This is a genomic window from Enterococcus sp. S86.2 (assembly GCF_059834485.2).
The window spans coordinates 1,079,644-1,104,085 of sequence record NZ_CM206813.1; the positions used below are offsets into that span (position 1 = coordinate 1,079,644).

The 24,442-nt window shown below is 34.5% G+C and carries 19 protein-coding genes; 18 read left to right on the forward strand and 1 reads right to left on the reverse strand.

Translation table 11 applies throughout. The annotated features are described in order from the left end of the window. The first annotated feature begins 31 nt into the window (after positions 1-31). On the forward strand, positions 32-964 hold the full coding sequence (locus AC6R0T_RS04930) for a DUF7916 family protein (RefSeq protein ID WP_303754313.1): 933 nt from the start codon (positions 32-34) through the stop codon (positions 962-964). 61 nt (positions 965-1,025) lie between these two features. Here AC6R0T_RS04930 and AC6R0T_RS04935 read toward each other — a convergent pair whose 3' ends face one another. Next, positions 1,026-2,360: a Y-family DNA polymerase gene (locus tag AC6R0T_RS04935; RefSeq protein ID WP_206903164.1), complete on the reverse strand. Its 1,335-nt coding sequence runs from the start codon at positions 2,358-2,360 to the stop codon at positions 1,026-1,028. Positions 2,361-2,537: 177 nt separating this feature from the next. Here AC6R0T_RS04935 and AC6R0T_RS04940 point away from each other — a divergent pair, with 177 nt between their 5' ends. From AC6R0T_RS04940 to AC6R0T_RS05020, 17 genes are all read left to right on the forward strand, one after another. Then, on the forward strand, positions 2,538-3,659 hold the full coding sequence (locus tag AC6R0T_RS04940) for a baeRF6 domain-containing protein (protein WP_303754312.1): 1,122 nt from the start codon (positions 2,538-2,540) through the stop codon (positions 3,657-3,659). A gap of 274 nt (positions 3,660-3,933) precedes the next feature. Beyond that, complete coding sequence (locus AC6R0T_RS04945; protein ID WP_206903083.1) at positions 3,934-4,134, forward strand: cold-shock protein; 201 nt, start codon at positions 3,934-3,936, stop codon at positions 4,132-4,134. Between the two features lie 216 nt (positions 4,135-4,350). Then, on the forward strand, positions 4,351-7,101 hold the full coding sequence (gene dinG, locus AC6R0T_RS04950; RefSeq protein ID WP_303754311.1) for an ATP-dependent DNA helicase DinG, 3'-5' exoribonuclease type: 2,751 nt from the start codon (positions 4,351-4,353) through the stop codon (positions 7,099-7,101). 80 nt (positions 7,102-7,181) lie between these two features. Beyond that, positions 7,182-7,685, forward strand: coding sequence for a cell wall elongation regulator TseB-like domain-containing protein (locus AC6R0T_RS04955; RefSeq protein WP_206903081.1), 504 nt, complete (start codon positions 7,182-7,184; stop codon positions 7,683-7,685). Between the two features lie 88 nt (positions 7,686-7,773). Next, a complete protein-coding gene (locus tag AC6R0T_RS04960; RefSeq protein WP_206903080.1) occupies positions 7,774-8,967 on the forward strand; it encodes a pyridoxal phosphate-dependent aminotransferase in 1,194 nt (397 codons plus the stop codon). A 59-nt stretch (positions 8,968-9,026) separates the two neighbouring features. Beyond that, positions 9,027-10,325 (forward strand): asparagine--tRNA ligase, encoded by a 1,299-nt coding sequence (asnS, locus tag AC6R0T_RS04965; protein WP_206903079.1) that lies wholly within the window; start codon positions 9,027-9,029, stop codon positions 10,323-10,325. Positions 10,326-10,453: 128 nt separating this feature from the next. Next, positions 10,454-10,801, forward strand: a complete 348-nt coding sequence (locus tag AC6R0T_RS04970; RefSeq protein ID WP_242595794.1) for a hypothetical protein — start codon at positions 10,454-10,456, stop codon at positions 10,799-10,801. Between the two features lie 384 nt (positions 10,802-11,185). Beyond that, positions 11,186-12,325, forward strand: a complete 1,140-nt coding sequence (locus AC6R0T_RS04975; protein WP_303754310.1) for a CDP-glycerol glycerophosphotransferase family protein — start codon at positions 11,186-11,188, stop codon at positions 12,323-12,325. Beyond that, entirely contained in the window at positions 12,322-13,056 is a 735-nt protein-coding gene (locus tag AC6R0T_RS04980) for a WecB/TagA/CpsF family glycosyltransferase (RefSeq protein WP_303754309.1), read from the forward strand. Before AC6R0T_RS04975 ends, AC6R0T_RS04980 begins: the two co-directional genes overlap by 4 nt. Before the next feature lie 15 nt (positions 13,057-13,071). Further along, positions 13,072-15,453 carry a CDP-glycerol glycerophosphotransferase family protein gene (locus AC6R0T_RS04985; RefSeq protein WP_282461335.1) on the forward strand — a complete coding sequence of 794 codons (2,382 nt, stop codon included), beginning with the start codon at positions 13,072-13,074 and terminating at the stop codon, positions 15,451-15,453. Between the two features lie 60 nt (positions 15,454-15,513). Continuing rightward, the gene (locus AC6R0T_RS04990; RefSeq protein WP_282461334.1) at positions 15,514-17,883 is read left to right on the forward strand and encodes a CDP-glycerol glycerophosphotransferase family protein; all 2,370 of its coding nucleotides are present in this window, start codon (positions 15,514-15,516) and stop codon (positions 17,881-17,883) included. Continuing rightward, the gene (locus tag AC6R0T_RS04995) at positions 17,870-18,883 is read left to right on the forward strand and encodes an XcbB/CpsF family capsular polysaccharide biosynthesis protein (protein ID WP_303754307.1); all 1,014 of its coding nucleotides are present in this window, start codon (positions 17,870-17,872) and stop codon (positions 18,881-18,883) included. Before AC6R0T_RS04990 ends, AC6R0T_RS04995 begins: the two co-directional genes overlap by 14 nt. A gap of 8 nt (positions 18,884-18,891) precedes the next feature. After that, complete coding sequence (locus AC6R0T_RS05000) at positions 18,892-20,370, forward strand: glycosyltransferase family 39 protein (protein WP_303754306.1); 1,479 nt, start codon at positions 18,892-18,894, stop codon at positions 20,368-20,370. A gap of 76 nt (positions 20,371-20,446) precedes the next feature. Next, a complete protein-coding gene (gene mltG / locus AC6R0T_RS05005) occupies positions 20,447-21,886 on the forward strand; it encodes an endolytic transglycosylase MltG (protein WP_303754305.1) in 1,440 nt (479 codons plus the stop codon). Between the two features lie 106 nt (positions 21,887-21,992). Then, entirely contained in the window at positions 21,993-22,472 is a 480-nt protein-coding gene (greA, locus tag AC6R0T_RS05010; protein WP_206905472.1) for a transcription elongation factor GreA, read from the forward strand. Positions 22,473-22,647: 175 nt separating this feature from the next. Further along, positions 22,648-23,379, forward strand: coding sequence for a cell wall-active antibiotics response protein LiaF (gene liaF, locus AC6R0T_RS05015; protein ID WP_303754304.1), 732 nt, complete (start codon positions 22,648-22,650; stop codon positions 23,377-23,379). Next, a complete protein-coding gene (locus tag AC6R0T_RS05020; RefSeq protein ID WP_230708773.1) occupies positions 23,376-24,434 on the forward strand; it encodes a sensor histidine kinase in 1,059 nt (352 codons plus the stop codon). The genes liaF and AC6R0T_RS05020 overlap by 4 nt, the downstream gene beginning before the upstream one ends. The last annotated feature ends 8 nt before the right edge of the window (positions 24,435-24,442 follow it).

Sequence of the window (24,442 nt, forward strand, 5' to 3'; positions counted from 1 at the left end):
GCAAGTCGTCCGTAAAGAAAGAGGAATACAAATGGTAAAACGATTAATTAGTGCTGATTATAGTGATGTAAAAAAAATGAGTGCCAAAGAATTGAAACAATCGATTAAAGCAAGTGAAGGTCGTGTAATTGTAACAGAAACGGTTGTGCAAACAATTCCACAAGCAATGGATGTGACCAATGCAGAGGTAGCATCATCATTTGGCGCTGACTTAATTTTATTAAATGGTTTTGATTGTTTTCGGCCAGTTGTTTTTGGGATGCCGGGCTTAACACCAGAAATGATTTTTGATGAAAAAACAGTGATTGAAAATCCAATCCCAACTTTAAAAAAATTAACAGGACGACCAATTGGCATTAATTTAGAGCCTATTGCCGCCGAGTTGGATTTGATGAGTGAGCAAGTTGTCATTTCTAAGGGACGAACAAGCTCCATTGAAACAATTCAAGAAGCAGAAAAATTAGGTGTTGATTTTATTTGTTTTACTGGAAACCCCGGCACCGGTGTAACCAACGCTGCAATTGCTGATGCTGTCAAAATTGCCAAAAAACATTTTTCAGGCCTAGTGATTGCTGGAAAAATGCACAGCGCAGGCTCAAGTGAACCGGTTGTGACCAAAGAGGCTGTAGCTGCTTATGCCAAGGCAGGAGCAGATATTTTATTACTACCAGCTGTTGGAACGATCCAAGGCTTTTTAGAGCAAGATTTAATTGAAGCGGTAAAATTGGCAAAAGAAAATGATCTGCTAACAATGACTGCCATCGGTACTAGCCAAGAAAGCGCACGTCCAGAAACGCTACGACAAATGGCGATCACTAATAAAATATGTGGCGTTGATTTGCAACATATTGGCGATGCTGGCTATGGCGGCATGGCACCCGCAGAAAATATTTTCGAAATGTCTATTGCAATTCGAGGGATGCGCCACACCATTAATCGTGTATCTCGTTCAATCAATCGCTAAAGTATAAATAAACTTAAAGCCACTATTTTGTAAGAAAACTTACAAAATAGTGGCTTTTTGTCTATAGACCATCTAAACCACCGGCACCGCCGTTATGCCCGCCGACCAAATGACTGCGGGCTAGACTGCGGGCACCATCTAATTTGCTTGTCGCGTGAATAATCGCAGAAAATCCATATTTTGTCCGAATTTTATCGATAATTTTATCTAAACGTTCATCGTTTATTTGAACTTCTGGGGAAGTAAATAAATTCAATTGCTTCGCATTTGTATAAATAAGTTTTCCATAACTAATTCCTATATGACGGACAACTTGCCCCGTATAATACTTACGAAAAATAGTTAGGCAGTAGTGGATTAATTCTTTTGTATTATCTGTGGCTGTAATTTTCATTTGATGAGAAAAGCTGTCTTTTTCACCACCACGACTAGTACCAATATATACAGATACACATTGGCTGAGACAATGGTGACGGCGAATGCGGGCAGCAACTTGTTCAGCCATCTCTTTTATTACAATTTCAATTTCTTTTTGATCTGTATAATCTTTTGGTAAAACTTGACTGTTGCCATAAGATTTCTCTTTGGTAGGAGGTGCTTTTTCGGCAATAATCGTGCGATCAATCCCGTTTGCATGATAGTAAAGTTGCAAACCTAAAATGCCAAAGTGACTTTTTAGGATGATGGGATCACTATTGGCCAATTGTCTAATCGTATCAATTCCTAAATTGTAAAGGCGTTTTTTCATACGGCGGCCGATGCCCCAAAAATCTGTTAGTTCGGGAATAGACCAAACTTTGGTTAAAACATCTTGGTAACGAATTTCAGCAATGAAATTAGGACTGTGTTTGGAAAAATTATCTAGTGCAAGTTTTGCCAGAAGTGGATTATCACCAATGCCAATGGACAAAATTAACCCCAACTTTTCTTTAACCTCATTTTGAATGTGGTGAGCCAAACGCATACGTTTCATATATCGCGATTCTGTCGGATCGGGATAAAATAAATTTAAAGAATGACTAACATCTAAAATAGATTCATCAATGGAATAAGGCAATAAATCTTCATCAGCCACGTATTGCTTGAAAATAGCGTTAAAACGCATATTTTCTTTAATGTACAAACTCATGCGCGGCGGCACTTTTAAAAGGTTGGGATGATCGGGTAAATTGTCAGCTCGGGTCACGTTTGTGATCCCTAATTTATTTTTTGCCGCCGGAGAAGAGGCGAGGATTAAACCGTTACCGGTATTATCTTCACTACTCATTACGACCAAAAGCGTGGTTAAGGGGTCTAAGTTGCGCATCACGCATTCCACGGTCGCATAAAAGGATTTCACATCAATAAATAAAATATCTTGAACAATTTCTTTACGATAATCGAAGTTTGCTTCCATCGAATCACCTTCTTTCATCTTTATTATACGAACGTGTGTTTGTTTTTGTAAAGCGAACAGAAAGTAAAAACTGGTTTGGCTTAGAAATGAACAGAGGCCTTATTACTTTATGTAAAAATGTAAGCGTGTTACACTTTTAATGTAGTGTTATTCATTATTTTTAGGAGGTAATGTTTTATGACCAAAGTTGGAAATGAAGTCTTGCGGCAATTAACTGCTGATCTTGAAAAAGGGCCTTTTGTCACGATTATGCTAAATACTCATGTTGCCCACCAAGATGTAGAAAAAGATCAAATCAAATTTAAAAACTTCGCCAAAGAAGCCAAAAAACGTTTTGAAAAGAAATATCCTGAAAAAGAATGGAAAAAAATTCAAGATAAAATTGATACGCTTTTAGCTGACGCTTCTTTCTGGCGTAGCGGAACAAAAAGTGTTGCCGTTTTCTTGACACCAGAAGAAACGCTTGTTCATCGCTTAAACATTGCTGTTGATGATCAGTATTATGTAGGGGACCTCCCTTACTTACTGGCTTTAATTAAGAATGGTCAGTTTAACTATACGTATTATTTATTGGCTTTAAATCGCGACTCAATGAAGTTATATTTTGTTGATAATAAAGAAATTACCGAAGTGATGTTGCCAGAAGATGCGCCAATTGATGTTAAAACAGCTCTCGGAGATGAATTAACTGGCGGGAGTTTAAATTATAGCTCCCAAGGTAGTCAAACAGGCTCAAAAGAAGGCGTTGCGTATCATGGTGTTAATGCCAAAGATGAAGAAGTAGAAATAGACTGGGTAAATTATTATCAAGCAGTCGATACTTTCTTTAAAGATAAATTTGACAACCCAGCAAATTATCCAATGTATTTATACGCCTTGCCAGAAAATCAAACTATGTTCAAAAAATACGCTAAAACACCGTATTACCAAGCTGATGCTGCTATTTCAGGTTCACCGGCTCAATTAGATATTAAGAAAATTAAAGAAGATTTAGGTGAAATTGCAGACACGTTGTCTCAAGCTGAAATTGCTTCTTATCAAAAATTATTAGACAAAAAATTTGTTGATCAATTGCCAGATGTTGCATTAGCGGCTAAAGAAGGACGCATTTCGGATTTATTTATTGCAACTTCTAATTTAGTGGACGGTTTTGGTGAAGATCCAGATACAGAATATGATCGACGACAAGTTTTGAATAATTTAGTTGCCGATGTTGTTAAAAACAGTGGCCAAGTTTTTGTTTTAGAGCAAAAAGATGCACCAGATGAAAAGAGTTTGACGGCTATCTTACGCTACTAATTCCTTTAACAGCTACGTTTTCTAGCGATTAATTTCGTAAAAAAAAGCTTTGTGCCAAAGAAATGAATTCTTTTGGCGCAAAGCTTTTTAAATTGTCTTAACAATTAGTAAAAATAAATTCGCTTTTATAAATTATTTGTGGTACAATTCTTTTTGTAGTTATTGTAAAGGTAATTAATGGCAAGCTTGTTTCATATTTAAACATCTTCCACTTTTTCACCGGATACAAGGAATTGCACAAATACGTGTGTTTCACACAAGGAGGATTTTTAATATGCAAACAGGTACAGTTAAATGGTTCAACGCAGACAAAGGTTTTGGTTTCATTACAGCAGAAGACGGTAACGATGTATTCGTTCACTTCTCAGCTATCCAAGGCGACGGCTTCAAAACTTTAGAAGAAGGCCAAGCAGTAACTTTCGACGTTGAAGAAGGTCAACGTGGCCCTCAAGCAACAAACGTTACTAAAGCTTAATTAAATCTAACGTATCAGCCTGACGATTTTATCGTCAGGCTTTTTTTTGTCTAAAAACTTTAATCGCCTATTCTTCTTTTGTTCACTTATGCTGGCCGCAAATTTTGCAACGGCCTTGTTAAAAAGCATGTTTTTATTTCGCGGTTATTGAAAAAATAGTATAATTTCAAAAGGGCCTTAGTTCCCATTACGAAATTTATTAGGAGATGGCTTAGGATGAACCAAAATACAACGTATGCCGTAGTGGATATCGAAACAACGGGCACAGATCCCAAGGTTGACCGCATTATCCAAATCGGCTGTGTTTTAATTAGAAATGGCCGTCTAATCAATCGTTTTGCGACAGATATTAATCCAGGAAGAAAAATTCCTAAACCAATTCAAAACCTAACGCATATTTCCAACAGCCGTGTTCAAAAAGCACCCTATTTTGAAGATGTAGCTTTTATTATTGCTGATCTATTGGCGGATACGGTTTTTGTGGCACATAATATCTTTTTTGATTACCAATTTTTAAATGCTGAACTTAAACGTTGTGGTGTGACGCCTTTAAAAATTCCCGGTATTGATACGGTTGAGTTAGCTCAAATTTTTCTGCCAGAAGAAAGCAGCTTTCGATTAAGTGATTTAGCTGAAAGTTTTGGCCTACAACATGACAATCCCCATCAAGCAGACAGTGATGCTGAAGTTACTGGTGCCTTGTTACTTTATATTGAAGCCGTGATGCGGCAGTTACCTTTAGTAACGTTAAAGACTATCAGTGAGCGGGCAACGCTTACTGCGATGCAGACAGGGGAATATATCGCCAATATCTACTTACAACAATTAAAAGAAAATCCACCTTTAGCTGCTGGCCTAGAAGTAATTGACGGAATTGCCCTAAGAAAAAAAGCAGTAACGTTATATGAAGATACTTATTATCAGACAAAGTATCCCCAAAAGAAAATACAAAAAGAAAAGCTTTATCAAAATGAACTATCGTTTCGCAAAGAACAAGCACGGCTCATGAATTTAGTTCATCAGCACTTTACTCAAGATGAAACAAAAGACTTGCTCATTGAGGCTGCTACAGGTATGGGAAAAACGATTGGTTATTTATTACCTGCTAGTTTTCTAGCCACGCCGGAAAAACCGGTGGTTGTTAGTACAGTCTCGTTATTATTGCAAGAGCAAATCATGAAAAAAGATATTCCCTTGTTAAACCGCTTTTTAGAACAAAAATTACAAGCTGTTGTGGTGAAAAGTAAACGACATTATTTGGATTTAGCGCGATTTAAACAAACGCTAAGTAAACCAGTTTCACAAAAACAATACGCTCTTTATCAAATGGCGGTCTTGGTTTGGTTAACCAAAACGACAACAGGAGATTTCGGCGAGTTGAATTTAATTAACTTAAATCATCTTTTCTTTCAAGATGTGGCGCATCGCGGCGTGAATTACTTGTCAAAAAAATCACCTTTTTATCAGCATGACTTTTTAAAGTTTTTAGATAGTCAAATGCAAGAAAGCAATTGTTTAATTGTAAATCATGCTTTTTTGGCACAAGAAAGTTTACGAAAAGAACCATTATTACCTGAATCGCCCTATCTTATTATTGATGAAGCCCATCATTTGCCGACAATTTGTGAAAAAATTGCAGCAGAGTCATTTAACACTTTCTCCTTTGAAAAGCAGGTACAATTAGCGCTTAGTGAAGAAGGGATTTTTGCCAAACTAGACGATTGGCTAGCAGAAGAAATGGCGGCCAAACACTTCATTGCATTACTGCAAGAAGAGTTAAAAGAATTAGTTGCTAGTTATGAAGTGCTGCGTGATTTATTACTACACAAATTAGCTCCAGAACAAGAAATTATAACGTCAGCAGATTTTTTAAAGTTTGATAAAAAGACTTTAAAATGTTTTAAGAAGATTGAACTCTTTTTAAAAGAAAGCAGCGAGATTAAAGCAAGCTGGCAACAATTTCTTGAAAAACGCGAATTTGCTTGGAGCACAGCGGCACAAATTGATTTTGCCACTTTAGCAGATTTGTTAGACGAATTAGAAAAACAAAAACGTATCATGCAACGATTTTGTCATGATTTTGCGCCGCGCTATACCCATTGGATTTTACGAAGAGAAAAACACCCAGGGTTAACTTTTCAAGTCACCGATTTTAACGCCGCAATTTTACCTCAAACAAAGTGGTACCCAAGGTTTGAAAAAATTGTTTACGTTGGTGGCGCGTTAAAACTTACAAAAGATCGCAACCTATTTGCCAAACGCTTAGGGATACCAACAGCAAGTTTAAAGATTGTCCCGGCTCCGTTTGATTACGCCAATCAAACGGAAATTTTAGTACCTACCAAAGCGGCCTATATACCTAAGCTTTCACCAAGTGAATACAGTGACTTTTTGGCCGAAAATTTAACGCTTTTATTAAAAGATTTTAAACGACCAGCCTTGGTATTGTTTACTTCTCACGATGTGCTACAAAAAGTATATGAGAAAATGCATCTAATATTTTTGGAAAACGGTCGAGAAATACTTGCCCAAGGTATAGGGGGCAGTCGAGATAAGTTGTTAAAACGCTTTAGTCAAAGTAATGCTGGGATTTTATTTGGGACAGATAGCTTTTGGGAAGGAATTGACTTACCAGGAGAGCAATTAGAATTAGTAATTGTGACGCGCTTGCCTTTTGAAAATCCCAAACGCCCGTTTATTCACGCGCGCTATGAGTTTCTAAATGCGATTGGCGTAGATCCTTTTAATGAAGAGTCATTACCTAATGCGATGTTGAAATTGCGACAAGCTTATGGACGGCTTATTCGTTCATCTACCGATCGGGGCGTGATGGTGGTATTAGATCGGCGTTTTGTTAACACCACTTATGGCAAAAAATTACGACAGGCAATTCCTAAAAAAGTTACAATCAGTGAAAAACCTATTTTAGAGATAGCTGCAGAGATTACAGAATTTTTAAAAGATTAGTGGATTTTTGATAATGAAAAACTTTTTACTTTGAAATCTGCTATAATTAAAAGCAATTATCACAAAAGGAGCGTCAACCTGTGAAAAAAAACTTGGCAAAAGAAGAGCGCCAGGAACTGATTTTATTTATTATTTCTGGTGTTTTAGTGGTTGTTATTGCTTTGGGTGTATTAGGCTATTTGAAGGCGCAAAGCCCCCTGCAACAAGCCAAAAAAGAAGCAACAACATTAGCAAAAAAACATACCAACTTGGTAAATGTCGACGAATTTTACTGGTACAATCGCAAGCAAACGTACTTTAGTTTAATTGGCAGTGATAAAGATGGAAAAGAAATTGCAGTCATTGTGCCAAAGTCAGGCGATAAAATTACCGTATTGCCGCAAAAAGAGGGCATTACAGCCGATAAGGCTAAAGCCTTGGTCAATAACACCTTTCATAGTCAGACGGCGAAGAAGGCTGAATTAGGCATGTATGATAAAAAACCAGTTTGGGAAGTAATGGCAACAGATAAAGAAGGCCAGATTACTTATTATTTATTGTCCTTTGAAAAAGGGGAAGAAGTAAAAGTTATTAAAGATGTGTAAGTTTTTAAAATTGTTTATTATTCCGAAAAGATTTCGGTTTAAATAACCGCTTCACGAATTTTTTAATTTTATTGAGGAGATGATGAGTATGAAATTATCGCAACGGGCCCAAAAATTAGAACCATCTGTAACGCTGGCAGCCGCAGCGAAAGCTAAAGCGCTAAAGGCAAAAGGAGTCGACGTTTTAAGTTTAACAGTAGGTGAGCCGGATTTTACTACGCCAAAAAATATTAAAGATGCGGCAATCACAGCGATTAATTCCGGTCAAGCTAGCTTTTACACGCAATCTGCTGGTATTCCAGAATTACGTCTGGCGATTGCAGACTATATGGAAAAGTACTACGACCGCAAGTATGCAATTGAAGAAATAATCGTGACCGATGGAGCAAAATATGCGCTGTACAATTTGTTTCAAGCAATTTTGGATAAAGGAGATGAGGTCATCATTCCGGTTCCATATTGGGTTAGTTATGGCGAACAAGTGAAATTGGCTGAAGGTGTTCCGGTGTATGTCGACGGTTTGTTTGAAAATGATTTTAAAGTAACTGTTGCTCAATTAGAGAAGGCAAAAACAAAAAATACCGTTGCATTAATTCTTAACTCACCATCAAATCCAACTGGGATGATTTATACAAAAGAAGAGTTAACGGCTATTGGCAATTGGGCGGTCAAAAATGATATTTTAATTGTTGCCGATGATATTTATGGCCGCTTAGTTTATGACGGAAATGAATTCACACCGATTGCGACACTATCTGAGGCGATTGCCAAACAAACGATAGTAATTAATGGCGTATCAAAGACATATGCTATGACCGGCTGGCGGATTGGTTTTGCAGTAGGGGACGAAAAAATTATTAAAGCTATGACGAACATTGCCTCGCAATCAACCAGTAATCCGACCGCTGCTAGCCAATATGCGGCTTTAGAAGCATTAAGCGGTGATCAGACTTCTGTTGAAAATATGCGGGCTGCTTTTGAAGCGCGCTTGAACAAATTATATCCGCTAGTGGCGGCAATTCCAGGTGTTGAGTTGAAAAAACCTCAAGGAGCCTTTTATCTATTTCCAAATGTTAAAAAGACAATGGAAATGTGTGGTTATGATGATGTGAATGTTTTTGTCGAAGATTTGCTGGAAGAAGGACACGTTGCCTTGGTGACAGGAGCCGGATTTGGTGCTCCAGAAAATGTTCGGATCAGTTACGCTGCTAGTTGGGATATTTTAGAAGAAGCAGTTAGACGAATGCATAAATTTGTTGAAAACAAACGCAATAAAGATTAGAATGCTAAGGGGAAATCCTTATACTAGTAATTATTGTAAATAGAATAGGAGAGACACAAGTGGAACAAATTCAAATTATTGACGCAAAAAACCACGTTGGTGAAATTGTCACAATTGGTGCTTGGGTTGCTAACAAACGTTCTAGTGGTAAGATTGCTTTCTTACAATTACGAGATGGAACAGCATACTTTCAAGGTGTGGTAGTGAAAAGTGAAGTGCCTGAAGAAGTTTTTCAAATGGCCAAAAATTTAAATCAAGAAACTGCTATTTTAGTAACTGGCGAAATTAGAGAAGATAGTCGTTCAAAATTTGGCTATGAAATTGGTGTGCAAAATGTGGAGATCATTGGTGAAAGTCATGACTATCCGATTACACCAAAAGAACATGGTACAGACTTTTTGATGGATCACCGCCATTTATGGTTACGTTCATCTCGTCAGCATGCTATCATGCAAATTCGTAACGAATTAATTCGGGCAAGTTATGAATTCTTTAATAAAGAAGGTTTTGTTAAAATTGATCCGCCAATTTTAACCGGTTCAGCACCAGAAGGAACGACCGATTTATTTGAAACAAATTATTTTGATCAAAAAGCCTACCTATCTCAATCGGGGCAACTTTATATGGAAGCTGCTGCCATGGCATTTGGGAAAGTATTTTCATTTGGGCCGACTTTTAGAGCAGAAAAATCTAAAACACGTCGCCATTTGATTGAATTTTGGATGCTAGAACCTGAAATGGCCTTTATGCATCAAGAAGAAAGTCTAGAAGTCCAAGAACAATATGTGGCTTACTTGGTACAAAGTGTATTAGACAATTGTGATTATGCATTACATGTGTTAAAACGCGACCGTGCGGTTTTAGAAAAATATACGCAATTACCATTTCCACGTATCACTTATGATGATGCAATCAAACTATTACAAGAAAATGGTTTTGATGATATTGAATGGGGCGATGATTTTGGTTCTCCTCACGAAACTTTTATCGCTAACTCCTTTGACCGACCTGTTTTCATTTTGAATTATCCAAAAGCAATCAAACCATTTTACATGAAACCACATCCAACTAGAGAAGATTTGGTAATTTGTGCGGATATGATTGCGCCAGAAGGCTATGGTGAAATTATCGGTGGTTCTGAACGGGCAACAGATTATGAATATTTACTTGAACAAATTCGCGCTCATGGTTTAGATGAAAAAGAATATTCTTGGTATTTGGATTTGCGCAAATATGGATCTGTGCCTCACGCAGGTTTTGGTTTAGGTTTAGAAAGAACCGTTACTTGGTTAGCCGGCATTGAACATGTCCGTGAAGCAATTCCATTTCCACGCTTGTTAAATCGAATTTATCCATAAAAATGAAACCGCCGCTAATTAAAAGCGGCGGTTTTTTTTTATCGGTTTGAAAAATCGTGTTTTTTAGAATTCATAAATTTATTCAAATGCAATTATTTTATTTAAGTATTTTAAACTTGAATTAAAAATTGGTATATAAGTATATACAAGTTAAAAATATTGATTTAAAGCTGATTTATCTTGATTTTAATCCAAAAGGTATGTTATCATGGGTGCAACGTAAGGAAAGAAGAGGGGTTATGAAAGTGATAGCAGAAAAATCAATCGTGTTAGGTAAACAATATATGGTACAGCCCAAAGGATTCCATCGTGCAATTTTAGCAACAGCAGCAAAAGTAGCAACAGACGGCATTGTTTTTAAAGTCGATTTTTGTGAGCTGTGTGACCGCGACCAAGTATCACAAGACAATCCCTATGTAACAGCTACTAGCTATGATGTGAAACGCGCTGTTGGTGAAAATTGTTTCTTTAGCTAATTTTATTGTGAGCTCAAACCACAGTCTTTTAGACTGTGGTTTTTTTGTAGCAAAAAAGTTGATGACCGGCAAAAGAAATTACAGCCTAACTTCAAGCAATTTCGTTGTTGAACTAAATTTTTGAAAAATCAAAAATATCATTTAATCAAAATCCTACCGGTATTAAAAAAGCTTTTTACCAGCTGCACATCTGCTAAGTTTTTTGCCCATGCTTTAAGTTTAATCTCCATTTTCATCAAATACAGGAATGAATTTGCTAGTTAGATGGATAAAAAAATTAATATTCCCCCAAAAGGGCAATCTTAATATGACAGTTTGTTTACAATTATTTTCAATCATTGGCTTTTCATGTACAATAGACCATAGTGTAAAAAAGGAGCAAATATGAAAACTATCAGTGCAACGGTAAAACATGGTTATCTAAAATTAATTCACGTATTAAGCCAAAGAAAAGTGGAAAAGAAGAAAATCGTTTTTTTACTTAGCTTTCCAACAACGAGCGGTATTATTTTAGAGCGCCTTGCACCTTACTTCAAAGGCGATTTAGTTATTGGTTATACGGATAATAGTGCGTCATTAGCACAAACGTATCAAAAATTTGGCTGTAAGATATATTCACTAGCGAAAAAGAAAATTTTTGCTAGCAAAATAATTGCTTTAACAAAAAACGCAGATGTCGTGTTATGTGATAATTATTTTGCTTTTTTAGCAGGACTTCAATTTTCTGAAAATACAGCGGTCTTACAACTATGGCATGCCGATGGCGCTGTGAAATCTTTTGGACTAGAGGCTAAATATGCACTAGCTGCAAGTAGTGAGGATAAAAAGCGTTATCAAGCTGTTTATGAACGTTTTACTCATTACGTGGTGGGATCAAAAAAAATGATGACTATTTTTAAAGACAGTTATCAAACAACTACGGCTGAGTTTTTACCCTTTGGTTATTTACCGACTGATATTTATTTTGATAAAAAAAGTAAACAATTAAATAAAAAAAAGTTTATTGAAAAATTTGGCACAAAAAAGACGCTACTGTATGCTCCGACTTATCGTGAAAATTATGAAACACCACTATTAGATTTTGAAACATTAGCAGCAAAATTAGGGAACCAATGGCAGCTGCTTGCGCATCCGCACCCACACGATAAAGTCTTACGAGCAAAACTTGCTACGTATAAAAACGTGGTGACAGATTTTGAGACACTTTCGCTGCAGGCACTATTGCAAAACGCTGATTGTCTAATATCTGATTACTCATCGGTTCCTTTTGAGTATGCATTGGCAAATCCTAAGGGAAAACTTATTTATTATTGTCCAGATTTTGATCAGTATAATGAAACAGTAGGACTGCAAAAAGATTTTAGTGAGTGGTTGCCAAAAGTTTTAACTACAGATGAAGCAGGGTTAATACAGCTAATCTCAGCGTACCCTTATGAAAATTTAGAGAATTTCAACAAACTTTGGAATACTTACAATAAAGGGGATGCTTGTAAACAATTGATAGAATGGATTGAAAATAGATGAGGGAAATGATTTTAGGGCTGCCCGTTGATCAAATTACGTATGAAGACATTTTAACAGATGTCCCTAAATTTTTAGAAGGTAACCAGAAAATGAGCATCATTAGTGTCAATCCGCAAATTGCGCTTGAAGCTAACAAATATCCCAGTGTAATTGATTTACTTGCCAAAAGTACACATCGCATTCCTGATGGCATCGGCGTTGTTTTAGTCTCAAAAATGACCGGTGGTAAAATTAAAGAACGCGTAGCCGGCTTTGACTTAATGGTAAAACTTTTGGAATATGCCAATAAGACACAAAAAAAGTGTTTTTTTTATGGTGCTAAACCAGAAATTTTACAAGATGCCATCAAAAATATTCAAAAAGACTATCCTAATTTGATCGTTTCAGGCAGCATTGATGGTTATACAAAAATGGATGATCATGAAATAGTGGCGGCGATGAATAAAGTAAAACCAGATTTTATATTTGTTGCTTTAGGTTTTCCCCGCCAAGAACTTTGGCTGGCAGAAAATATGGGTAGTGTCAACGCACACGTCTTTCAAGATGTCGGGGGAAGTTTTGATGTTTTAAGCGGACATGTTAAACGTGCACCAGATTTTTTTATTAAAACACATTTAGAATGGCTATATCGCTCATTAAGCAATCCGACGCGAATTGGTCGAATTGTACAGTTACCGATTTTTGTAGTAAAAAGTTTGTGGTGGAAGATGAGGAATGGGGGAAGAGACTAGTTATAGTCAGATACGATGAAAATTGGAATTATTGGTTATGATATTTTTGGCACCGGCGGAACTCGACGTAGTAATCTAAATTTGATCAATGAATTTTCTATGCATGGTGACGAGGTTATATTTTTTAACTTACTTCCATTCGGTAAAAAGCAGGTTAAAAATATTCAAAGCGAATTGGAGAAACCAAAAAATGTTTCATTCTATTTACTGCAGCAATTTCCCGATGTTGCTGCGTGTAGCAGCTATATATTAACTCGTGAAAGTTTATTCAGTTTTGCTCGATATATCAAGTTTAGGTGGCCTGAAGCAGTCGTTGTAGGAGAAGTGCATGCGCCACTAGATTTAATTGAGCCTGAACTAGACTTAGGTGTTGATGCGGTTGACGTTTATCGAGTCGCTACAGAAAAGATCAAAAAGAGATTTATTAAGCGGATTAAGCAGGATAATGTGATATCTTTTCCAATTAGCGGAAGACATATTGATTTTTCTGTAAAAAAAATTCAGAGTGATAAGCAATCTCTTAATTTTGTAGTGTATTCACGCTTTGATGAACGCCAAAAAGATATTAGCTATGCGATAAAGTTAATCGACTATCTGGTTCATGGTTTAGGAAATAATAAAATAAAACTATTTTTAAATGGAACTGGAAAGGGTGAAAACTTTTATCGTAATTTAGTTGCCTTCTATGAGCTAAAAGATCATATTTTTATTAATCAAACACTTCCGAAAGATTATATTTATCTTTCCACTGCACGATTTGAAACATTAGGGTACTCAATTATGGAAGCATTCGCATCCGGAAAACGAATAGCCTTATATCGCGGAGATGACGGTTCATTAGCGGAAATATATAAAGGTTTTGAGTCGGTATGCTGGTTAAACAAAAATTTGGCAGACGATTCACATGCGTTATTACAATTTTATAGTGAAGATATTTCAAAAGTGGAAGAGAATTTTTTGCATGATCTGACCTTGGCAAAAGAAATTCTTGATACGAAAAACTATGCTTCAGATTATATAGCTAAAATTATGAATGTTTCTTTTTTTAAAAAAGAAAGTCAAGAAAACGTTGATTTTAGTAGAGTTTTTGAGCAAGTTAAAAAGCAAAGTAGTTTCAGAGAAAATAGTTTTATAACAAATGTTTATGTGAAAATAAAAAATGCCCCGTTGTTAGGGAAAATAGTTGGAAATTCTATTGTTAAAGACTCTGCAAAAAAAGTTTTGCATTATTTACGTCCCGCAAATAAAATCGCTGATTTAAATGATATTTCTGGTGAGCTTATGGAAGATTTTTTCTTTATAGAGACTTTCCACGGTAAATCCTTTGCAGGAGATCCAAAATATATTGCATTAGAATTAAGGAAAAAATTTCCTGAAGCATATATTTATGTTAGTTCGGCAGATGAGTGGGTGGATATGGAAATTATGGATTATGGATTTAAGCCAGTACGTGTGGGCAGTGAACAGTATATCCATAAGTTTCGTAAGGCCGCGTACGTTTTTATGAATGGTAATTCTTTGGATAAATCTGGAAAAGTCAAAGGACAAAAATTTATTCAAACGTGGCATGGGTTTCCTTTGAAAAAAATGGTTGCGAATTTAAATGACTTAACTCAACGCCAAGTAGAAAGCCAAGCTTTTCTGCCTCGAATGAAAAAATGGGATTATCTACTTTCATCATCAAAGAAAAATACGGAGTTATTAAAAAGTGCTTTTATGTTAAATGAAAACCATAATTTAAAGATAATGGAGCACGGTGCTCCTAGAAATTCGTATCTTATTCAGCACAAAGATGATGAAACTGAGCGCATACGTCTAACTACTAAGTATTTTATTCGTCCATATGACCCATCAAAAAAATATGTGTTATATTGTCCGACATGGCGTAAAGAAAAGAGAGAAACAGTGGCTACAATGGATTTTAGAAAACTGATCTCACTATTACCAGATAATTATGAAATAATAATTAAGCTACATCCACTTGAGTCGAAGTTATTTGCTCAATATAGAAACTTAGATGAACGTATTCATTGTTTTCCGAATGAAATATCTGATATCCAAGAATTATTTTTATTAAGTGATGTGTTAATAACAGATTATTCATCGGCGATGTTTGATTATGCTCATTTGAATAAAAAAATAATTGTTTTTCAAGAAGATTTGAATGAATACAATAGACAAGTAGGATGGTATTTTGATATAGAAAATCTAACTGATATACGTCCTCAAGAATACAACGAAGTCTCATTATCCAGAGAAATTTTAATGTTGGATAATATGAAATTATATAACAAAAAAATTATTGAAACATTTCTTAATCAAGATACAAGTAGTTCTACCAATCAGTTGTTTGATGAACTCTTTGATTATAAAGGTAGTACTGTGTCTAAGTGTTAAGTTAGTTTAATTGATATTTGATATTAAATAGGGGGAGTGGCATTTTTTGCCAATATGAGTATGAAAATTGGAATAATTGGATTTAATATTTTTGGTGTGGGTGGCACTAGTCGTAGTAATATCAATTTGATTCAGGAACTACAACAGGAAGAGAGTGATATTGTTTTCTTTAATACTAGTAGTTTTTCAGAAGAAGACGTAAAGGAACTTGTTGATAGAGAGTCACTTAGAAAAAATGTATCATTTAGAAAACTAAATGACATTCTGATGGGGGAGGCATTAGATAGTTATATACTGACCAGAGAATCATTGTTTGTATTAGCAAGAGCACTAAAGAAGACGTATCCAAATAGTAAGATTATTGGAGAAGTTCATGCGCCAATCTATAATGTTGAAATAGGGCCAGATTTTGCTGCAGATGCTATCGATATTTATCGTGTTTCAACAATTAATACAGCTAAATTATTAAAACAAAAAATTGGTAAAAATAATGTTATTCCGTTTTCAATTAGTATTCGTCATGTGCTTTTTGTAAATGAAATAAAAAATAAACCAAGTAAGCCGACTAATTTTTTTATTTTTTCTCGGTTTGATGAAACCTCAAAAGATATCGCCTACGCGATATCATTAATGAGGTATTTGGTAAAAGAAAAGCGTATGACTAACTACAAGCTTTTTATTAATGGGCAAGGAATAGCAAGAGTTTTATATAAAAATCTTATTAATGCTTATGGTCTCAATGATAATGTCTTTATTAATTATGAACCACCAACTAATTATATATATTTGAGTACTTCAAGAGCAGAAACTTTTGGATATTCAATTATGGAAGCACTAGGTCAAGGGATGCCCGCAATTTTATACCCTGGTGACGATGGTGTTTTAAAAGAGGTTTATGGTAACCTTAAAAGTGTTGCATGGTTGACTAAAGATATTAAAGAAGACGCTCAAACTGTAATTCGATTTATTGAAGAACCTTGGTTGAACCAAGAGTATCAGTATGATTTACAATATATTAAAACAAATTGCATTACAGAAGGGTATGGACATGAGTATATTGATAAAGTAATAAAAAATGATTATAGTGTTAATTTTAACGGCGATGTAAATGCTTCTGAAATTGTAAATGAAATATACTCCTCACATTTAGGAAATCAAACTTTATGGGGAAAGATTGTTAAAAAAGGAAATCGAAATCGCTATTTTAGGAGAATTTCACAAAGTAAGAAAATACAAAAATATACTTCGAAAATTACTAATTTTTTTAAAAAATCAACCACTAATCCTGGAAATTCTATAATAGAGGAAACTATAAAAGATAATTATATCTTTATTGAATCTTTTCATGGCAAAAATTTTTCGGGAGATCCCAAATATATAGCACTCGCAATAAAGGAGCGTTATCCAGATGTTAAGATATTTGTTAGCTCTATCAATCAGTTGGTAGATATGGAGATATACCAACATCACTTTACTCCAATTAGAACAGGGAGTAACAAATATGTCTCTACTTTTCGTCAATCTCGTTTGATTATTGTAAATGGTAATACTCTTGATAAGGTAGGCAAGCGTGAGGGGCAAATTTTCTTCCAAACATGGCATGGATTCCCGCTGAAAAAAATGGTCGCTGATTTGGAGAACGAAAAAGAAAAGCAGACACAATTGAAAGCATTTCTACCGCGCATGATGAAATGGGATTATTTATTAAGTAGTTCCTCAAGGAATACGCGGTATATTACAAGTGCTTTCCAATTGGAAAAAAATCCAAATTTAAAGATTTTAGAAGTTGGTGCTCCTAAGAACACTTATTTAATAGAAAACAATATTAATTCTGATGAAATCGAACGCTTACATTTAAAATATTTTGGTACTGAACCAAGAGGATTTAAGTATGTTTTATATTGTCCGACTTGGCGTCAAGAAAAACGTGATGATCTATCTGCACTTGATTTGAAAAAAATAATTAATCTATTACCGATAAACTATCACTTAATTGTTAAACTTCATCCTAATGAAGCTTATTTACGACGACATTATGCTAATCTTGATTCACGTATTCATTGCTTTTATAATGACATTACAGATATTCAAGAACTTTATTTGCTTTCTGAAACACTAATTACAGATTATTCTTCTGCTATGTTTGATTTTGCTCATACTAGGAAAAAAATTATTGTTTTACAAGAAGATAAACAACAATATGTTCAGAAAGTCGGTTGGTATTTTGACTTAGAAGACTTAACCGGCTTAATTGGTAAATCTTATTCGGAAGAAGAATTGGTTAGAGAGATAATTGAACCTGAAATGGATTTCTATAATGAAATTATTTGTGATGTTTTAATGAGTAATGATACAGACAGTTCTACTAATGAGTTGATAGAAATTTTAGCAGAAGATATTTTTATGGAGGCGAAAAATGGAGATTGTTAAGAGTAATCAGAGTAATCAACTTTTTAATAAAATTTTTAAGCGTACGAAGATATATAGGATAGATGATAAAATTGATTTAACCCACGATAAAATTGGAGTTGAATTGGATGAATACCATAATTTGTTGAAAAGTGCAACGTTAAATCAAGAGTCTGCAGATTTACTTCGAAAGTTAAATGACAATGGCTATGTTTTGTATTGGTATAAAAAGAGAATAAGCTATTTTGTAAAAAAAGATAAAGTAAATACTATTTGGCAAAGAAATGATTTATTACAGCTTGGTGACTTTCTTTTTACGATAAACGAACCAGAACATTTTTGTAAGTCCGCAGATAATAATTTAATCGTTATTTTTTCTTCGTATCCTAGTAGACGTGCCGATATTCTAAGTTCGAAAATCACAAGAAGAGTATTTCCTGATTTTTTTTCTAATATAGATAATTACATTATAGGAGACTCAGTTGTACTGCGTATTATGGATAGTAGTGGTCTATACGGAAGTGCGTATATGGATACGGAAACTAATAAAGAAATAGAAATAAATGTTCAAAATATAATTTCTGAAGTTAAAGAACAATATGGAATAGCATCAAATAAAGTAATCTTGACGGGGAGCCATAAAGGAGCTTTAGCTGCGCTTTATCATTCGTATCTCGGTAATTATGCAAGTGTAGTTTGTGATCCTCAAGCAAAGTTTGAAACTTTATCCGAAAATAGCGAATTAGACACGTTAGTTGCATATATGCCGAAAATTGATGTTAAAAAGAAGTTTGGTGTTTTTGAAAAGCAAGAAAACAAGTATGTATTATATACAAAAAGTATAAAACCTAAAAAAACAGAAATTTTAAATTCCTATGTGTCGACCAAATTGATACCATATGATTATGAAGATGAAAATCAAAATCTCAATCGTAATATCTGCATAGGAATTAGTTTTTATATTAATCGCTGGTTATTTTCAAATATGAAGTTTTCAGAGAGTGAGTTGACTTGCTCTTGAATATATTCATGAAAAGTTTAAATAAAATCTTCTATTTTTTGACTTTTTTATTACTTATTTGGATTCTTATATTAAATTTGAATGTCAATCAATCATCTTTTTACTGGCTTAATAGCGTGATTACTGTTGTATCTATTCTTTCATTTTTAACTTTCTTTTTTATAAAATTGAAATTTTCAACTAAAGAAATAGATTTAGAAAAAGTATATCAAAAAAATTCTGTGATAAAAGTACTTTATTGGTTGGCTATTTTAATTCTAATTGGTGTTATGGGACAACTGATGCGAGTAAAGTTAAATTGGGATTTTGGTACAGTTCATATCAATGCGTTTTCAATTGCAAAGACAGGAAAGTATTTATCTATTGACTACTTTGCAAGATATCCCAATAATAATGTCATTCTGTTATTTTTAGTTTTTTGTTATAAAGTAATAATATTTTTTTTTAATACTTCCTCGATTGAAGAATCGTATACTTATATGATCTTTATAAATGCTTTTATTATTTGGTTAGGTATATTTTTTTCATATAGGATAATAAGAGAAAATTTTTCTCAAAATTATTCTTTTATAGCATTATTTTCCATGATTTTTACTCTTCCTACATTGTTTTACGCAAATATATTTTATACTGATACCGTTGGTTTTTTCTTTGTTGCTTTTGTTTTATGGCTTATGGGAAGGTATAGTTTTTCATGTGATCATAATAAGAAGATTATGTTACTAATAGTAATTGGTGTAATGATTGCAGTAGGGTATAAGATAAAAGCCTTTGTTGCAATTCTTTTAGTAGCATTTATCCTAAATGTTTTTTTTAATAGCAAGGACAGATGGTTAAGTCGCATTAGTAATATAATTTGTTTAATTATCTCTTTTTTGGCCACACTATTTTTGATTGGTCTGACTACAACTTCAATTATCCCTGTGTCGGAGTCTTTATCTAACGAGAATGAGCTTCCGCTAACACATTGGATTGCAATGGGGTTAAACGAAAAAACTAACGGTGGTTTTAATCAGATGGACTATAATAATATTAAAACATTTCCGAGTTATAAGAGTAAAAATGAAGAGGCACAACGTATTATTAAAAGGAGGATTGATAGTAGGGGAGTTATTGGAACTTCAAATTTTGTGTTGTTCTCAAAATGGACAAGAACATGGGCTGACGGAGATTTTGCAACAAAAGATTATGGATTGTGGGATCCCGCAAGAGATGGAATAATTCAACATTTGCTGAGAAATAGGAGTATTTCGTTTTTATTTCAGTTCACATGGTTTTTCATTTTAGTTTTGATTGCAGTGGGAACCCTTTTTTTTAATAAAAAAACAGATGTTGCGAATATTAGTTATTATTCTTTTTTTGGGTTTGTTATATTTTTAAGTATCTGGGAGTGTAATTCTCGTTACGTATATTGCTTTATACCAATCATTGTTGTTATGGTTATAACAGGTATACGAAATATTAAGTCAATCATTACCAGAAAATAATAAAAAGCATTTCACTCCTTCTTACTTTCGTGTATAATGGTACAAGCTAGTATCATGAAAGTAAGGAGGAGTTGTTTTGTCTAAACAACATCCGGAAGAAGAATCTTTTAAAGACAAGATTTTAAATTCGTTAAATAACTCAGATGAGGAAACTTCAAAGAATGAAAGAAGTTCAACTCGTCAAGGTCAACAAAATAGAAATAGTTCGTCAAATGGTCAACGAGATCGTTTGAATGTTTCCAAAGAATCAGTTGGCGCAAGAAGAAGTGGTGGAGCAAAAAGCAATTCACCAAGGGCTAAAAAAAATACGCCATCAAAAAAGGATGCAAAAGAAGTAAAAAAAGTGCCTGCTAAAAAGCAGCCTAAAAAAGAAAAAGCGGACACGAATACAAAAGTACCACTTAGCACGTCTTCAGATGAGATGCAGCGCAGAAAAATGCGTCAAAAAGAAGACCGCATCGTTAGTAAAATTGTGACGGTTGTTGTGGTTGCCTTATTAGTTATTGGTGGTATTTTAGGCTTTTCTGTTTATCGTTATGTTTCAAGTAGCTTACAACCATTAGATACTGATAGTAAAAAAACTATTGCAGTGGAAATTCCAAGTGGTTCATCGAATAAACTGATTGGTGAGATTTTGCAAGAAGACAAAGTGATTAAAAGCGGTATGGTATTTAATTACTATACAAAATTTAATAACTTGACTGGGTTTCAAGCGGGCAGTTATCATTTTTCTCCGTCTATGACATTAGAAGAAATTAGTAAAAATCTACAAGGTGGGGGCGCCGGAACTGCAGGTGCAGATGCGAAGTTAACCATTCCAGAAGGCGTTGATATTGATAAGATTGGCGATATTATTGCCAAAGATACGAAAATTAAGAAATCCGAATTTATCGATTTGATGAAAAATGAAGATTTCTTTAAGAAAACACAAGCGAAGTATCCTGATTTATTAGCGAGTGCGGCGAAAGCTAAGGGAGTTCGTTATCGCCTAGAAGGCTACTTATTCCCTGCAACGTATGATTATTATAAGACTTCGTCATTAGAAGATATCGTAACCCAAATGATTGACAAAACTAATACTGTAATGTCAGCATACTACGATACAATTAAGCAGAAAAATATGGATGTACAAGAGGTTCTGACCCTTGCTTCTTTAGTTGAAAAAGAAGGGGTAACAGAGACGGACCGTAAAAAAATTGCGCAAGTATTCTTTAATCGGATTGCCGCGGGGATGCCATTGCAATCAGATATTTCCATTTTATACGCTTTAGGCGAGCATAAAGAAAAAGTTTACAACAAAGATTTACAAGTAGACTCGCCTTATAATTTATATACTAATACTGGGTATGGTCCAGGACCGTTTGATAGTCCAAGCGAACAATCAATTAAAGCAGTCTTAGATCCAACACCAAATAATTACTATTACTTTGTTGCAGATATTAAAACTGGTAAAGTTTATTATGCTGAAACATATGAAGAACATTTGGCCTTAGTTGAAAAATATGTAAATAATTAAATAAATGACGTTTACATTTTAAAAAAAGCATGGTAACCTTTTCGATATTAATTGCGAAAAGGTTACTATTTGCGATTTTAGAGTTGAAAATGAAGGAGAAATTACCATGGTAGAAAAAGTTTATCCAATGACAGTTGAAGGTAAAGAAAAATTAGAACAAGAATTAGAAGAATTAAAGACTGTAAAACGAGGCGAAATTATTGAGCGAATTAAAATCGCACGTGGATTCGGTGACTTATCAGAGAACTCTGAATATGAGTCTGCTAAAGATGAACAAGCATTTGTGGAAGGTAGAATTACCACATTAGAAAATATGATTCGTTTTGCCCAAATTATTGACAACGATGGGGTCGATAACGATGAGGTCTCCCTTGGAAAAAAAGTAACGTTTGTAGAACAACCTGATGGTGACGAAGAAGAATATACAATCGTTGGTAGTGCTGAGTCAGATCCGTTTTCTGGCAAAATTTCTAACGATTCACCAATTGCACAAGCTTTAATTGGCAAAAAAGTTGGTGATGAAGTAACAATTCAAACTCCTGGTGGCGACATGTTAGTAAAAATTACAAAAGTTGCACAGGCCTAATTAAACTAATTAAAAAACTTCTGAAGCTTTTTGTTTCAGAAGTTTTTTTCATTCTCTAGACCGATTTTATTTATTCTGATTTTCGTTATGATAAAATAGAAATGTTGTAATGAAAGTTAATGAAATTGTAGGAGAGTTTCTTTATGAATAAAATGATTTATAGGAGGTGGAGAAGTTGAAAAATCCGTGGCGTTTTTTTCTTATAGTAGAGGCACTATTGCTTCTTTATGCTCTTTGGCAAGTTTTCAATAGTCCACCACTTTTTATGCTGCTACTTTTTGGTATCCTTTGTTTGTATTTTGCCAGTCGCGGAAAAAAACGAGGTCGAAGAACGAATTTTCGCTTGGTTGTGGGCTGTTTAGCTGTTTTTATTAGCTTGTTAAATAATCCAGCAGTCTGGTTGATGTTGGTGTTTGGTGTGTTGTTTATTGGTTTAAAAGGTGTAGAGTTAACAGGAATAGATCCGACTAAAAATGCTTTTTGGAAGAAAAAGCAGATGATAATGGTGGAAACAGAAGCTCCAGGGTTACATCCTGATAAGCGCCAACGACAAAATTTGTTTGGAAATGAAAGAATTGGTAATCAAGTTTTCGAGTGGGATGATATAAATATTAATATGATTTCTGGAGATACTATCATCGATTTAGGAAATACGATTTTACCAAAAAGAGATAATATTATTATGTTGCGAAAAGGTTTTGGCAGAACGCGAATTTTAGTGCCTTTAGGTATTGGTATTGCGTTAGAACATGGTGGCTTTATTGGTAATGTGACTTTTGTGGGAGAACAAACTCCGCTTCGCAGCGAGAGAATTACGGTATATAGTGAAGATTATGATACGAGTGAGCGCCGAATTAAGATTTTATCCAGTACGTTGATTGGGGATATTGAGGTGATTCGGGTATGATGGCAAAAATTTCCAAAGGGATGATTGCATTATATACCGGTATTGCAATTTTTATTACGCTGATTTTAGTTTTGTTTTCTTATCTTCATGCCAATAATGTAAAGAATTGGTGGTTGGTTTCCTTACAGACACGTATTTTCTTTTTACCTTTAATATTTTATATTTTAGCGATTTCAGTCGGTTTTGGGATTGTCACCTACATTTTGATTTCTTTATTTCGCAAGAGTTCTTACGGCGGCATCGAAGAAAAATTAAGGTTGTTAGTGGCCGGAAATTATGACTCTGACTTGTTAGGTGAACCATTATCACATTCTAAAGAAAATCATTATTTAACAGCGATTGATCAAGATATTACACAAATTGGCAAAAAAATGAATGAACTTTCAACGGAATTACAGGTGCTAAATAGTCGACCACAATTAATGGACGGCCAAACAAAAGAAGAAATTTTGGAAATTGAACGACACCGCTTAGCCCGGGAGTTGCATGATTCTGTTTCACAGCAACTTTTTGCAGCAATGATGATGTTATCTGCTTTGAATGAGCAGGCAAAAAAAATGGAGCTACCAACACCGCAACAAAAGCAGTTACAAATGGTATCTGATATTATCAACGCTTCCCAGTCGGAAATGCGGGCCTTACTGCTACACTTGCGCCCGGTTAATCTTGAAGGGAAAAGTTTGAAACAAGGTATTGAACAATTATTAAAAGAATTACAATCCAAAATAAAAATCAAGCTAAAATGGGAGGCAGAAGAGATAACTTTGGCGCCGACTATTGAAGATCAGCTTTTTCGGATTGTTCAAGAATTATTATCGAATACATTACGTCATGCCAAAGCAGATGAGTTAGAAGTTTATTTGCACAAAGTTGGTCAAAATGTTTTATTGCGGGTAGTTGATGATGGTGTGGGATTTGATACAAGCGAGCAAAATGCTGGAAGTTATGGTTTAATGAATATTAAAGAGCGTGTCGCCAGTGTTGGTGGAACATGTAAAATTATCAGTTTTAAAGGACAGGGAACCAGTGTGGAAATAAAAATTCCAATTGTCTAATTTTTTAT

Excerpts from the sequence above, each read along its gene's own strand:
- AC6R0T_RS04960 (WP_206903080.1), top strand. The coding sequence starts at position 7,774 with ATGAAATTATCGCAACGGGCCCAAAAATTAGAACCATCTGTAACGCTG.
- AC6R0T_RS05020 (WP_230708773.1), top strand. The coding sequence starts at position 23,376 with ATGATGGCAAAAATTTCCAAAGGGATGATTGCATTATATACCGGTATT.
- AC6R0T_RS04945 (WP_206903083.1), top strand. The coding sequence starts at position 3,934 with ATGCAAACAGGTACAGTTAAATGGTTCAACGCAGACAAAGGTTTTGGT.
- AC6R0T_RS04940 (WP_303754312.1), top strand. The coding sequence starts at position 2,538 with ATGACCAAAGTTGGAAATGAAGTCTTGCGGCAATTAACTGCTGATCTT.
- AC6R0T_RS05000 (WP_303754306.1), top strand. The coding sequence starts at position 18,892 with ATGAAAAGTTTAAATAAAATCTTCTATTTTTTGACTTTTTTATTACTT.
- AC6R0T_RS04985 (WP_282461335.1), top strand. The coding sequence starts at position 13,072 with ATGAAAATTGGAATTATTGGTTATGATATTTTTGGCACCGGCGGAACT.
- AC6R0T_RS04930 (WP_303754313.1), top strand. The coding sequence starts at position 32 with ATGGTAAAACGATTAATTAGTGCTGATTATAGTGATGTAAAAAAAATG.
- AC6R0T_RS04990 (WP_282461334.1), top strand. The coding sequence starts at position 15,514 with ATGAAAATTGGAATAATTGGATTTAATATTTTTGGTGTGGGTGGCACT.
- greA (WP_206905472.1), top strand. The coding sequence starts at position 21,993 with ATGGTAGAAAAAGTTTATCCAATGACAGTTGAAGGTAAAGAAAAATTA.
- AC6R0T_RS04980 (WP_303754309.1), top strand. The coding sequence starts at position 12,322 with ATGAGGGAAATGATTTTAGGGCTGCCCGTTGATCAAATTACGTATGAA.
- AC6R0T_RS04935 (WP_206903164.1), bottom strand. The coding sequence starts at position 2,360 with ATGGAAGCAAACTTCGATTATCGTAAAGAAATTGTTCAAGATATTTTA.
- AC6R0T_RS04995 (WP_303754307.1), top strand. The coding sequence starts at position 17,870 with ATGGAGATTGTTAAGAGTAATCAGAGTAATCAACTTTTTAATAAAATT.
- AC6R0T_RS04975 (WP_303754310.1), top strand. The coding sequence starts at position 11,186 with ATGAAAACTATCAGTGCAACGGTAAAACATGGTTATCTAAAATTAATT.
- dinG (WP_303754311.1), top strand. The coding sequence starts at position 4,351 with ATGAACCAAAATACAACGTATGCCGTAGTGGATATCGAAACAACGGGC.